Origin of the sequence: Pseudomonas sp. NFIX28 (assembly GCF_900107395.1) — a bacterium.
GTDB lineage: Bacteria > Pseudomonadota > Gammaproteobacteria > Pseudomonadales > Pseudomonadaceae > Aquipseudomonas.
The window spans coordinates 144,614-156,844 of the sequence record NZ_FNPW01000007.1 but is presented as its reverse complement, the minus strand read 5'-3'; the positions used below and the strand labels follow the sequence as shown (position 1 = coordinate 156,844).

Genomic DNA, 12,231 nt, shown 5'->3' with positions numbered 1-12,231 from the left:
GCGCTGCAAACAAAAATGCCCGCATCGCTGCGGGCATTTTTTATGGGGCGTTATTGCCTACTGATCTTCGAAATACCGCTCATGCCAATCCACCAGTGGCTGGGGCGAGTTGAGCTTCTGGCCGTAGATCACCGAATAAGACAGCACGTTCTGCACGTACTGGCGGGTTTCGTCGAACGGAATGCTCTCCACCCAGACATCGAAGCTCAGGTGGTCGGCGCCGCGGAGCCATTGGCGAACGCGGCCGGGACCGGCGTTGTAGGCGGCGGAAGCGAGCACGCGGTTACCGTTGAACTGGCTGTGCACCTGGCTCAGGTAGGCAGCGCCGAGCTGGATGTTCTTGTCCGGGTCCAGCACTTGCTGCGGCGAGGCCAGCGGGATGCTGAACTTGCGCGCGGTTTCCTTCGCGGTACCGGGCATCAATTGCATCAGGCCGGCGGCGCCGACGCCGGAGCGGGCATCGGCCATGAATGCGCTTTCCTGGCGGGTAATCGCAAACACCCAGCTCGAATGCAGGCCGCGGACCTTGGCTTCGCGCACCAGGGTGTCGCGGTGGGCCATGGGGAAGCGGATATCCAGGTCGTCCCAGTATTTCGCCTGGCTGATGGTGCGGATGGCCGGGAAGTACCATTTCAAGTCGTAGGCCAGCTTGGCCTGGGCGACCATTTCGTCGCGGTTGAAATGACGGCTGACATGGTACCACTCACGACGCCCGTCGACGATCTGGCCGCGGGCATGGAACTCCAGGGCGCGCCGCACACCAGGCGTATTGCGCACCTTGTTGATCACTTGCTGGCTGAGCACCAGGGGCTTGTTGTTCAACTGATATGGCAGTTGGGTGCGGTCGGCCGCGAGGAAGCCATAGAAGTCGCGCTCGTTGGCCAGGCCTTTATAGAGGGACTGAACTTGAGGATTCTTCGGTTCGGCCAGTTCCAGGCTGCGCGCCTGCCAGTAGCGCCAGCGGTTGGTGGTCGCCAGGTCCTGGGGCAGCTTGCGCGTCAACTGGTAGGCATCTTCCCAGCGCGCCAGGCGCAGCAACAGGCGCAGGCGCCACTCGGAAACCGTGTTGTCGCGCAACTCGGGGTCGTATTTGGTCATGACCTCCAGGCCGCGGCTGTCGAAGCGCCGCGCCAGGGTCAGGCCGATTTCCCGGGCAATCGCCACTTTTTCGTCACGGGAGAAGTGCATGCTGCTGGCATAACCGTCGAGCAGCGCCAGGGCCCTGTCCGGATCCTGGCGGGCCAGGCGACGCAAGCCCAGGCCGACCACATCGGACATGGCTTCGCTGGCCGGGGTGAAGCGCGATGGCTGGCTGAGCAGCTCGGGTTTCTGCGCGACATCGACCAACAGCCGGCCCTGGGGGGCGAGGGTGGTCATGCTTTTGACCAGGCTATTGGCCAATGGATAGTTGCGGGCTTCGGCGGCCAGTTTGGCGCGCTGCCAGCGCTTCTGTTCGGTCAACTGGCCTTCGGCAGCCCACTGGGCGAACAGCGCATCGCAGGTGGCGGGCAGGGATTTGCCGCTCAGCCAGAGCTTGTCGGTGGCGGCATAACCTTCGGCCTTGAGGTTGTGGCCCAATTGGTATTGCGCGTTCAGGCAGTCCAGCTCGGTGAAGTTGAGCTTGGGGTCGTAATACTTGACGAAAGTGGCCCAATCGCCGCGTTCGGCCAGCCAGCGCAACCAGCGCAGTTTCATCCAGTTGGCCTGGGGCAGGTCGCCGTGTTCGCGGAGAAATTTTTCGATTTCAGCGTTGCTGGCAGTCTTTAACCGGGCCGTCAGCTCGTCATAGGCCAGATAGGGTTCGAGCGGGTAGTCGGCCAGGACCTGGCTGTAGCGGAAATATGGCCCGGAATCGCCCTTGGCCAGGGCGCGTTTGGCTTCATCGTAATATTGACGCTGGAGGGAGAGGTCCGCGGCCTGAACGGTTTGCACAGAGGCAGAAAGAAGCAGGCAGGACAAAAGGCTGAAAAGGCGACTGCGCATGAGACATCCGGGCAGAGAAATCATGACAAGTGCCGACAATGCCAACACTGATTATTCCTTAGCTTAGCCTTTTGCCAGCAACGGATGAAAGCTTTGCCGGCCTCTGGTCGCCAGTTCGCTGCAAATGTTGTTCAGGGTGCTTCAAGAGCGAAAATGCCGGCCTTCTAAGGCCTCAACTCAGGTAGAATGCGCGCCCGGTTTTTGGAGAAGCTCATGACCCTGCTCAAATTCAGCGATGTGTCCCTTGCGTTCGGCGCTATGCCGTTGTTGGACAAGGTGTCCTGGCAGATCGCCCGTGGTGAGCGGGTGTGCATCATCGGCCGTAACGGCACTGGCAAGTCCAGCATGCTGAAGCTGGTCAAGGGCGATCAGAAGCCTGACGACGGTTCCGTATGGCGTGCGCCCGGTCTGAAAATCGGCGAATTGCCGCAGGAATTGCCGGTGGCCGACGAGCGGACTGTGTTCGACGTGGTTGCCCAGGGCCTCGACGGTGTTGGCGAGCTGTTGGCGCAATATCACCACCTGAGCCAGAACATTGTCACCGATGCCGACCTGGAAAAGCTCATGCACGTCCAGCATGACCTCGAGGCCCGTGATGGCTGGCGCTTGCAAACGCTGGTGGACAGCACCCTGAGCCGCCTGCAACTGCCGGCCGACAAGACCCTCGCCGAGCTGTCCGGTGGCTGGCGTCGTCGCGTCCTGCTGGCCCAGGCCCTGGTTTCCGAGCCGGACCTGCTGCTGCTCGACGAACCGACCAACCACCTGGATATCGGTGCCATCGCCTGGCTGGAAGAGGCCCTCAAGGACTTCCAGGGCGCCGTGCTGTTCATCACGCACGACCGTTCCTTCCTGCAAAACCTGGCCACCCGCATTCTCGAATTGGATCGCGGCGGCCTGATCGACTGGAACGGCGACTACGCCAGCTTCCTGGTTCATAAAGAAGCGGTGCTGGCCGCCGAAGAAACCGCCAACGCGCTGTTCGACAAGCGCCTGGCCCAGGAAGAAGTGTGGATCCGCCAGGGCATCAAGGCTCGTCGCACCCGTAACGAAGGCCGTGTACGCGCGCTCAAGGCGCTGCGTGTGGAACGCAGCGAGCGGCGCGAGCGTACCGGCAAGGCCAATATCCAGCTGGAAACCGCCGACAAGTCCGGCAAGCAGGTAATGGTCCTTGAAAACGTAAGTTTCGCCCATCCGGGCGGCCCGTTCCTGGTCAAGGATTTCTCCATGGTCCTGCAACGTGGCGACCGTATCGGCCTGCTGGGCGCCAACGGCACCGGCAAGACCACGCTGCTCAAGCTGATGCTGGGCGGCCTGGTACCGAGCAGCGGCAAGGTCGAGGAGGGCACGCGTATCGACGTGGCTTACTTTGACCAGTTGCGTCACCAGCTGGACCTGGAAAAGACCGTGATCGACAACGTCGCCGAAGGTCGCGACTTCATCGATATCGACGGCCAGAGCCGTCACGTGCTGAGCTACCTGGGCGATTTCCTGTTCAGCCCGCAGCGTGCCCGCACGCCGGTCAAGGCGCTGTCCGGTGGCGAGCGTGCCCGCCTGTTGCTGGCCAAGCTGTTCAGCAAGCCGGCCAACCTTTTGGTGCTCGACGAACCGACCAACGACCTGGACGTGGAGACCCTCGAGCTGCTGGAAGAAGTGCTGCTGACCTTCCAGGGCACCGTGCTGATGGTCAGCCACGACCGGGCATTCCTCGACAACGTGGTGACCAGCACGTTGGTCTTCGAAGGCGAAGGCAAGGTTCGTGAATATGTCGGCGGCTATCAGGACTGGCTGCGCCAGGGCGGCTCGCCCCGCCTGCTGGGCGTGACCGAGAACAAGTCCGGCAAGGCCGAGCTGAATTCGGCGGTGGTTGCGCCTGTCGCGGCGGCGCCTGCTGCGGCGCAGGAAGCGCCTGCGGCCAAGAAGAAGCTCAGCTACAAATTGCAGCGCGAGCTGGAAGCATTGCCTGGTCAGATCGAAGCCATGGAGCAGCAAATCGCCGCCGTGGAAGCGCAGATGGCCGATGCCGGCTTCTATCAGCGTCCTGCGACCGAGACCGCGGCAGTCATCGCTCAGCTGGAACAGCTCAATGCTGAACTGGATGTGATGGTCGAGCGCTGGGCCGAGCTGGATGCCTGAGTGACTTGGCGCCAATAAAAAAGCCCGACATTGATGTCGGGCTTTTTGCAGGGCCGGTTCAAACGAAAGGGCTGCCGGTAGCGGTTCAGCGCTTGACCAGATGTACGGCCAGTACGTCGCAAGGTGCGCCGTGCAGCACGTCGTTGGCGGTCGAGCCCAGCAACAGCGCCAGGCCGTGCCGGCCGTGGCTGCCGACCACGATCAGGTCGCATTCCTGTTCCTTGGCCAGATGGTGGATTTCCTGGCGCGGCTGACCATAGGTCAGGTGGCTGTACTCCTTGGACAGCTCAGGATATTTGGCGATGAGGCGATCGAGGCGCTCCTTGGCCTGGTCGAACTGCTGCTGTTGCAATTGGGACAGGTCCATCGGTACGTCGCCGCCGAATGCCATGGCCATCGGTTCGACAATATGAACCAGGGACAATTTGGCGCTGTTGCTGACCGATAGCTCGCGAGCCCGGTGGATAACAGGATCGCACTCTTCGGTTAGATCTACGGCGACCAGAATATGGTGGTAGGGCATAAGGTGCTCCTCCTGAGGATTGCAATAGCTTCAAGTATGGCTGGTTTCAAGCGGATTGGTTCCGACCCGGATCAATCGGCTCATCAAGAATCGGGAGTACAGATATGACGGTCTGGATAGTGGTGTCAATCCTCGCGGTGGTGTTGAGTCCGCTGGCGTGGCTGCGCCCGTCGCGCCGCCAGAGCGGGCAGATCGCCATGCGCATGGAGGCGCGCCGCATGGGCCTGGGCATGCAATTGGCGCCTCAGGAATGGCCGCACTGGTTGGTTCCACAGCCTCCGAGCCCTTGTGCGCAATACCATCGGCCGCGACGCGGTACAAAGCCGGCCTGCTGGGCCTACTGGCAAAGCGCGCCGGGCGAGTGGGTCAACCAGTGGCGGGAAGCGTGTACGGATACGGCCTTGCTTGAGCATTTGCGCACCCTGCCAAGCAATGTTTTCAAGGTCGAGGCCGACCGGCAGATGATCGTCTTGTATTGGGGCGAGCGTGGCGAGGTCAGTGTTTTGCAAGACATTGCCGCAGTGCTCAAGGCACTGGCATGAGGTGCGACCTGCGCTGCAATGGCGCAGGTTATTGAAATACAGCCACTAAAAAGCCCGACAGAGTCGGGCTGGGGGTTGGCCAGGCAGGCCGGTAAGTCTTTTTACTTCGCTGATTCTGTGCGGTCAGGGAATAGGGTTGTCGCCGATCCTACGCCTGGTATCCGCCCAGGGCGTCCATATTTTGCTCCAGGATTGTGCCAGCGTAGCTGCGAATTGGTCGCGGGCGCCACGCATTAGGGCGATTTTTCTAAATATAGACTCTATGAATATCCCCAGATGTGCAGGCTGGTTGATGGTGTCTGCCTGTTTGAAGTGACCGCGAAGTCGCGTTTTAAACAACCTTTTGGGCGATTGACAATTGTCGGATTTTGCCTGAATGTGGCGTACCCAAATCAAACGGGCGTATGAATTGAGCGTTTGTATTACCAGACGGCTCTTACAGAATCCCGACTATCGCGTTGGCGGGTGTGCCTGGCGGATTGGCGTAGCATCGATGGAAACGTCGCTGCCGAGTCAGAAGTTAGCGTCCGACGTGTACTGTTCAGCTTCCATATCGTGGAGATCAGTTGATGATTTACGAAGGTAAAGCCATCACGGTTAAGGCTCTTGAAAGTGGCATCGTCGAATTGAATTTCGATCTCAAGGGTGAGTCCGTCAACAAGTTCAACCGTCTCACCCTGAACGAATTGCGTTCGGCCGTGGACGCCATCAAGGCAGATGCGTCGGTCAAGGGTGTGATCGTCAGCAGTGGCAAGGACGTCTTTATCGTCGGCGCCGACATCACCGAATTTGTCGATAACTTCAAGCTGCCGGATGCAGAGCTTGTCGCAGGCAACCTCGAAGCCAACAAGATTTTCAGCGATTTCGAAGACCTCAATGTTCCGACCGTTGCCGCGATCAATGGCATCGCGCTGGGTGGCGGTCTGGAAATGTGTCTGGCGGCTGACTATCGCGTCATGTCCTCCAGCGCCAAGATCGGCCTGCCGGAAGTCAAGCTGGGCATCTACCCGGGCTTCGGCGGTACCGTTCGCCTGCCACGCATCATCGGTGCCGACAACGCCATCGAATGGATTGCCGCTGGCAAGGAAAACCGTGCTGAAGACGCACTGAAAGTCGGTGCGGTCGACGCTGTCGTCGCGCCGGAAAAGCTTCATGAAGCGGCCCTGGCCACCGTCAAGCGCGCCATCTCCGGCGAGTTCGACTACAAGGCCAAGCGTCAGCCAAAGCTGGAAAAGCTCAAGCTCAACGCCATCGAACAGATGATGTCCTTCGAAACCGCCAAGGGTTTTGTCGCTGGCCAGGCTGGCCCGAACTACCCGGCGCCGGTCGAAGCCATCAAGACCATCCAGAAAGCCGCCAACTTCGGTCGCGACAAGGCACTGGAAGTCGAGGCCGCAGGCTTCGTCAAGCTGGCCAAGACTTCTGCCGCGCAGAGCCTGATCGGGCTGTTCCTGAATGACCAGGAGCTGAAGAAAAAGGCCAAGGCCTACGACGAAATCGCCCGCGACGTGAAGCAGGCCGCCGTTCTCGGTGCCGGCATCATGGGTGGCGGTATCGCCTACCAGTCGGCGTCCAAGGGCACGCCGATCCTGATGAAAGACATCAACGAGCACGGTATCGAGCAAGGCCTGGCAGAAGCCGCCAAGCTGCTGGTCGGCCGTGTCGATAAAGGTCGCATGACCGCGGCGAAGATGGCCGAAGTGCTCAACGGCATTCGTCCTACGCTGTCCTACGGTGACTTCGGCCACGTCGACCTGGTGGTCGAAGCGGTCGTCGAGAACCCAAAGGTCAAGCAAGCGGTTCTGGCCGAAGTCGAAGACCAGGTCAAAGAGGACACCATCCTCGCTTCGAACACCTCGACCATTTCCATCAGCCTGCTGGCCAAGGCCCTCAAGCGTCCGGAAAACTTCGTCGGCATGCACTTCTTCAACCCGGTGCACATGATGCCGCTGGTTGAAGTCATCCGTGGCGAGAAGTCCAGCGAGCTGGCCATTGCCACCACCGTTGCCTACGCCAAGAAAATGGGCAAGAACCCGATCGTGGTCAACGACTGCCCGGGCTTTTTGGTCAACCGCGTCCTGTTCCCATACTTCGGCGGTTTCGCCAAGCTGGTCAGCGCCGGTGTGGACTTCGTGCGCATCGACAAGATCATGGAAAAGTTCGGCTGGCCAATGGGCCCGGCCTACCTGATGGACGTGGTCGGCATCGACACTGGCCACCACGGTCGTGACGTGATGGCCGAAGGTTTCCCGGATCGCATGAAAGACGATCGCCGCTCGGCCATCGATGTGCTCTACGAAGCCAAGCGCCTGGGTCAGAAGAACGGCAAGGGTTTCTATGCCTACGAGGCCGACAAGAAAGGCAAGCAGAAGAAAGTGGCCGACCCGTCGGTGCTGGAAGTGCTCAAGCCTATCGTCTACGAGCAGCGTGAAGTCACCGACGAGGACATCATCAACTGGATGATGATCCCGCTGTGCCTGGAAACCGTTCGTTGCCTGGAAGACGGTATCGTCGAGACCGCTGCCGAAGCCGACATGGGCCTGGTGTACGGTATTGGTTTCCCTCCATTCCGTGGCGGTGCGCTGCGCTACATCGATTCGATCGGTGTTGCCGAGTTCGTTGCCCTGGCCGACCAGTATGCCGATCTGGGCGCGCTGTACCACCCGACCGCGAAGCTGCGTGAGATGGCCAAGAATGGCCAGAGCTTCTTCGGTTAAGCGCCCCCTACTAGAGCGAGAGTGAATATATGAGCTTGAATCCTAGAGACGTCGTGATTGTCGACTTCGGTCGTACTCCGATGGGCCGCTCCAAGGGCGGCATGCACCGCAACACCCGCGCCGAAGACATGTCGGCGCACCTGATCAGCAAATTGCTGGAACGCAACACCAAGGTCGATCCGGCAGAAGTCGAAGACGTGATCTGGGGCTGCGTGAACCAGACCCTGGAGCAGGGCTGGAACATCGCGCGCATGGCGTCGCTGATGACCCAGATCCCGCACACCTCGGCTGGCCAGACCGTCAGCCGCCTGTGTGGCTCGTCGATGAGCGCGCTGCACACCGCCGCTCAGGCAATCATGACCGGCAACGGTGACGTATTCGTGGTAGGCGGCGTCGAGCATATGGGCCACGTGAGCATGATGCACGGTGTCGATCCGAACCCGCACATGTCCCTGTACGCGGCGAAAGCCTCCGGCATGATGGGCCTGACCGCCGAGATGCTCGGCAAGATGCACGGCATTACCCGCGAGCAACAGGATGCCTTCGGCCTGCGCTCCCACCAGCTCGCCCACAAGGCGACTGTGGAAGGCAAGTTCAAGGACGAAATCATCCCGATGCAGGGCTACGACGAGAACGGTTTCCTGAAACTGTTCGACTACGACGAAACCATTCGTCCCGAGACCACCCTGGAAAGCCTGGCGGCCCTCAAGCCGGCATTCAATCCGAAGGGCGGTACCGTGACTGCCGGTACTTCGTCGCAGATCACCGATGGTGCTTCGTGCATGATCGTGATGTCGGCGCAGCGGGCCCAGGACCTGGGTATCCAGCCGATGGCGGTCATCCGTTCGATGGCGGTGGCGGGTGTGGATCCGGCGATCATGGGCTATGGTCCAGTACCGGCCACGCAGAAAGCATTGAAGCGCGCGGGCCTGGGAATTGCCGATATCGACTTCTTCGAGCTCAACGAAGCTTTTGCGGCGCAGGCTCTGCCGGTGCTGAAAGACTTGAAAGTGCTCGACAAGATGAACGAGAAGGTTAACCTGCACGGCGGCGCGATCGCCCTGGGTCACCCATTCGGCTGTTCCGGTGCACGTATCTCCGGCACCTTGCTCAATGTCATGAAGCAAAATGGCGGCACCTTTGGCGTGTCCACCATGTGCATTGGCCTTGGTCAGGGCATTGCCACTGTCTTCGAACGCGTTTAAGCGTTGCGTTGATGGAAGCCGGGGCCCAGTGCCCCGGTTTTTGTTTTTCTGAAGATTTATTATTTTTAATTTGTACGAGGGCCAGAACATGCAGTTACAACCCGGGCTCTATCAGCATTACAAGGGACCGCAGTACCGCGTTTTCAGTGTGGCGCGGCATTCCGAGACGGAAGAAGAAGTGGTGTTCTATCAAGCCCTGTATGGCGATTACGGCTTTTGGGTGCGCCCCTTGAGCATGTTCCTGGAGTCGGTCGAGGTTGACGGCGAGCAGGTGCCACGCTTTGCTTTGGTGCAGGCCGAACCCAGCCTTTTTTCGCAGCCTTGAGCCGGGGTCGCGCGGAACCCTGCGCTTGACCTCACCTTGTTGCCACTATATATAGCGGTGCCGCGTCAGGCGCCAACCGCCTTTCACTTCTCGAATTCAGGAATTTTCCGATCCATGGGCAAATCGCTGGTCATTGTGGAATCCCCGGCTAAGGCCAAGACCATCAACAAGTACTTGGGTAACCAATACGTGGTGAAGTCGAGTATCGGCCATATCCGAGACCTGCCCACCAGTGGTTCGGCGAGCGCCGCCAAAGAGCCTGCCGCCAAGCGTGGCAAGGCGGCTGCTGGTGAAGCGCCGGCGCTGTCGGCCAAGGAGAAGGCGCGCAAGCAGCTGGTCTCGCGCATGGGAGTCGATCCGGACCACGGCTGGAAGGCCAAGTACGAGATCCTTCCTGGCAAGGAAAAAGTCATCGAAGAGTTGCGCCGGCTCGCCAAGGATGCCGACACCATCTATCTCGCAACGGACTTGGACCGCGAAGGGGAGGCCATTGCCTGGCACCTGCGGGAAGCCATTGGTGGGGATGACAGCCGCTACAAGCGCGTGGTGTTCAACGAAATCACCAAGAAGGCGATTCAGGAAGCCTTCTCCCAGCCGGGCGAGCTGGATATCGATCGGGTCAATGCTCAGCAGGCGCGTCGTTTCCTCGACCGCGTGGTGGGTTACATGGTTTCGCCGCTGCTGTGGGCCAAAATCGCCCGTGGCCTGTCTGCCGGTCGTGTGCAATCGGTGGCGGTGAAGTTGGTGGTGGAGCGTGAGCGCGAAATTCGCGCCTTCATCCCTGAAGAATATTGGGAAGTTCATGCCGACCTCGGTACCGCCAAGGGCGCCAACGTGCGCTTCGAAGTGGCCCGGGAAAACGGCGAGGCCTTCAAGCCGCTGAACGAAGCCCAGGCCATGGCGGCGCTGGAGAAGCTCAAGGCTTCGACCTACACCATCGCCAAGCGGGAAGACAAGCCGACCAGCAGCAAGCCATCGGCTCCTTTCATTACTTCCACCCTGCAACAGGCCGCGAGCAACCGCCTGGGCTTCGGGGTGAAGAAAACCATGATGATGGCCCAGCGTCTGTATGAGGCCGGCTACATCACCTATATGCGTACCGACTCGACCAACCTCTCGGCTGATGCCCTGACGATGGCGCGGACCTATATCGAAGAAGAGTTCGGCAATAAATACCTGCCGTCCTCGCCGAATTTCTACAGCAGCAAGGAAGGGGCCCAGGAGGCGCACGAAGCAATTCGTCCGTCCGATGTAAACACCCATCCAAGCAAGCTGTCGGGCATGGAACGTGACGCCGAGCGCCTCTACGAGCTGATCTGGCGCCAGTTCGTGGCTTGCCAGATGTTGCCGGCGCAATACCTGTCGACCACCGTCAGCGTTGCCGCTGGTGGCTTCGAGCTGCGTGCCAAGGGCCGTATTCTCAAGTTCGACGGTTACACCCGGGTCATGCCGCAAATGAGCAAGCCGGGCGACGACGATGTCCTGCCGGACATGGCGCAGGGCGATGTGCTGAAGCTGATCAAGCTCGACCCGAGCCAGCACTTCACCAAGCCGCCGGCGCGTTATTCCGAAGCCAGCCTGGTCAAGGAAATGGAAAAACGTGGCATCGGTCGTCCTTCGACCTATGCGGCGATCATTTCCACCATCCAGGACCGTGGCTACGTGGCGCTGCACAACCGTCGTTTCTATTCGGAAAAGATGGGCGATATCGTCACCGAGCGTCTGTCCGAGAGTTTCTCCAATCTGATGGACTACGGCTTCACCGCCGGCATGGAAGAGCATCTCGATGATGTGGCCCAGGGCGAGCGCGATTGGAAAAACGTCCTCGATGAGTTCTACGGTGACTTCAAGAAGAAGCTTGAAGTGGCCGAAGGCAGCGAAAGCGGCATGCGCGCCAACCAGCCGGTGATGACCGATATCCCGTGCCTCACCTGCGGTCGTCCGATGCAGATTCGCACCGCGTCTACCGGCGTGTTCCTCGGGTGTTCGGGTTACAGCCTGCCGCCGAAAGAACGCTGCAAGGCTACTGTCAACCTGGTGCCGGGCGACGAAATCGCCGCGGACGACGAGGGTGAATCCGAATCGCTGGTATTGCGTGGCAAGCACCGTTGCCCGATCTGCAGCACGGCAATGGACGCCTATCTGCTGGACGAGAAACGCAAGCTGCACATCTGTGGCAACAACCCGGATTGCGCAGGCTACGAGATCGAAGAAGGCAGCTACCGCATCAAGGGCTACGAAGGTCCGAGCCTGGAATGCGACAAGTGCGGCAGCGAGATGCAGCTCAAGACCGGTCGTTTCGGCAAGTTCTTCGGGTGCACCAACCCGACCTGCAAGAACACCCGCAAGCTGCTCAAGAGCGGTGACGCGGCGCCGCCGAAGATGGATCCGGTGAAGATGCCCGAGCTGAAATGCGAGAAGGTCAACGACACCTACATCCTGCGCGACGGGGCATCGGGTCTGTTCCTGGCGGCCAGCCAGTTCCCGAAAAACCGTGAAACCCGCGCACCGTTGGTGCTCGAGCTGATCCCGCACAAGGACGAGATCGATCCGAAGTATCACTTCCTCTGCGAAGCGCCGAAGAAGGACCCGGAAGGTCGCCCGGCGGTGATCCGCTACAGCCGCAAGACCAAGGAGCAATACGTGCAGACCGAGGTGGACGGCAAGCCGACCGGCTGGCGTGCGTTCTACGACGGTGGTAGCTGGAAGGTCGAAGACAAGCGTTAAGGTCCATATCGGACACTTCCGACAGGCCGCGTAACCTTTGACGGGTACGCGGCCTTTCTTTTGGGCTTGCGGTCGG

At 60.2% G+C, this 12,231-nt stretch carries 8 protein-coding genes; 6 read left to right on the top strand and 2 right to left on the bottom strand.

Going from position 1 to position 12,231, the window contains the following annotated elements; all coding sequences use genetic code 11:
• Window positions 1–57: 57 nt before the first annotated feature.
• Window positions 58–1,983 (bottom strand): transglycosylase SLT domain-containing protein, encoded by a 1,926-nt coding sequence (locus BLV20_RS15635; RefSeq protein ID WP_092302912.1) that lies wholly within the window; start codon window positions 1,981–1,983, stop codon window positions 58–60.
• 213 nt (window positions 1,984–2,196) lie between these two features.
• Here BLV20_RS15635 and BLV20_RS15630 point away from each other — a divergent pair, with 213 nt between their 5' ends.
• Window positions 2,197–4,116 (top strand): ATP-binding cassette domain-containing protein, encoded by a 1,920-nt coding sequence (locus tag BLV20_RS15630; protein ID WP_092302910.1) that lies wholly within the window; start codon window positions 2,197–2,199, stop codon window positions 4,114–4,116.
• Window positions 4,117–4,201: 85 nt separating this feature from the next.
• Here BLV20_RS15630 and BLV20_RS15625 read toward each other — a convergent pair whose 3' ends face one another.
• A complete protein-coding gene (locus BLV20_RS15625; RefSeq protein WP_092302908.1) occupies window positions 4,202–4,639 on the bottom strand; it encodes a universal stress protein in 438 nt (145 codons plus the stop codon).
• A gap of 104 nt (window positions 4,640–4,743) precedes the next feature.
• On the opposite strand from BLV20_RS15625, the gene BLV20_RS15620 reads away from it, so the two are divergent.
• The 5 genes from BLV20_RS15620 (at window position 4,744) to topA (ending at window position 12,155) form a co-directional block, all read left to right on the top strand.
• Window positions 4,744–5,181 (top strand): hypothetical protein, encoded by a 438-nt coding sequence (locus BLV20_RS15620; RefSeq protein WP_092302906.1) that lies wholly within the window; start codon window positions 4,744–4,746, stop codon window positions 5,179–5,181.
• A 569-nt stretch (window positions 5,182–5,750) separates the two neighbouring features.
• Window positions 5,751–7,898 (top strand): fatty acid oxidation complex subunit alpha FadB, encoded by a 2,148-nt coding sequence (gene fadB, locus BLV20_RS15610; protein ID WP_092302903.1) that lies wholly within the window; start codon window positions 5,751–5,753, stop codon window positions 7,896–7,898.
• 29 nt (window positions 7,899–7,927) lie between these two features.
• On the top strand, window positions 7,928–9,103 hold the full coding sequence (gene fadA, locus BLV20_RS15605) for an acetyl-CoA C-acyltransferase FadA (RefSeq protein ID WP_092302901.1): 1,176 nt from the start codon (window positions 7,928–7,930) through the stop codon (window positions 9,101–9,103).
• An 88-nt stretch (window positions 9,104–9,191) separates the two neighbouring features.
• Entirely contained in the window at window positions 9,192–9,428 is a 237-nt protein-coding gene (locus BLV20_RS15600) for a DUF1653 domain-containing protein (RefSeq protein ID WP_007921312.1), read from the top strand.
• A gap of 114 nt (window positions 9,429–9,542) precedes the next feature.
• Window positions 9,543–12,155 (top strand): type I DNA topoisomerase, encoded by a 2,613-nt coding sequence (gene topA, locus BLV20_RS15595; protein WP_092302899.1) that lies wholly within the window; start codon window positions 9,543–9,545, stop codon window positions 12,153–12,155.
• Window positions 12,156–12,231 lie beyond the last annotated feature (76 nt).

Coding starts and splice junctions, on each gene's coding strand:
- BLV20_RS15635 (WP_092302912.1), bottom strand. CDS start 1,983: ATGCGCAGTCGCCTTTTCAGCCTTTTGTCCTGCCTGCTTCTTTCTGCC.
- BLV20_RS15630 (WP_092302910.1), top strand. CDS start 2,197: ATGACCCTGCTCAAATTCAGCGATGTGTCCCTTGCGTTCGGCGCTATG.
- BLV20_RS15625 (WP_092302908.1), bottom strand. CDS start 4,639: ATGCCCTACCACCATATTCTGGTCGCCGTAGATCTAACCGAAGAGTGC.
- BLV20_RS15620 (WP_092302906.1), top strand. CDS start 4,744: ATGACGGTCTGGATAGTGGTGTCAATCCTCGCGGTGGTGTTGAGTCCG.
- fadB (WP_092302903.1), top strand. CDS start 5,751: ATGATTTACGAAGGTAAAGCCATCACGGTTAAGGCTCTTGAAAGTGGC.
- fadA (WP_092302901.1), top strand. CDS start 7,928: ATGAGCTTGAATCCTAGAGACGTCGTGATTGTCGACTTCGGTCGTACT.
- BLV20_RS15600 (WP_007921312.1), top strand. CDS start 9,192: ATGCAGTTACAACCCGGGCTCTATCAGCATTACAAGGGACCGCAGTAC.
- topA (WP_092302899.1), top strand. CDS start 9,543: ATGGGCAAATCGCTGGTCATTGTGGAATCCCCGGCTAAGGCCAAGACC.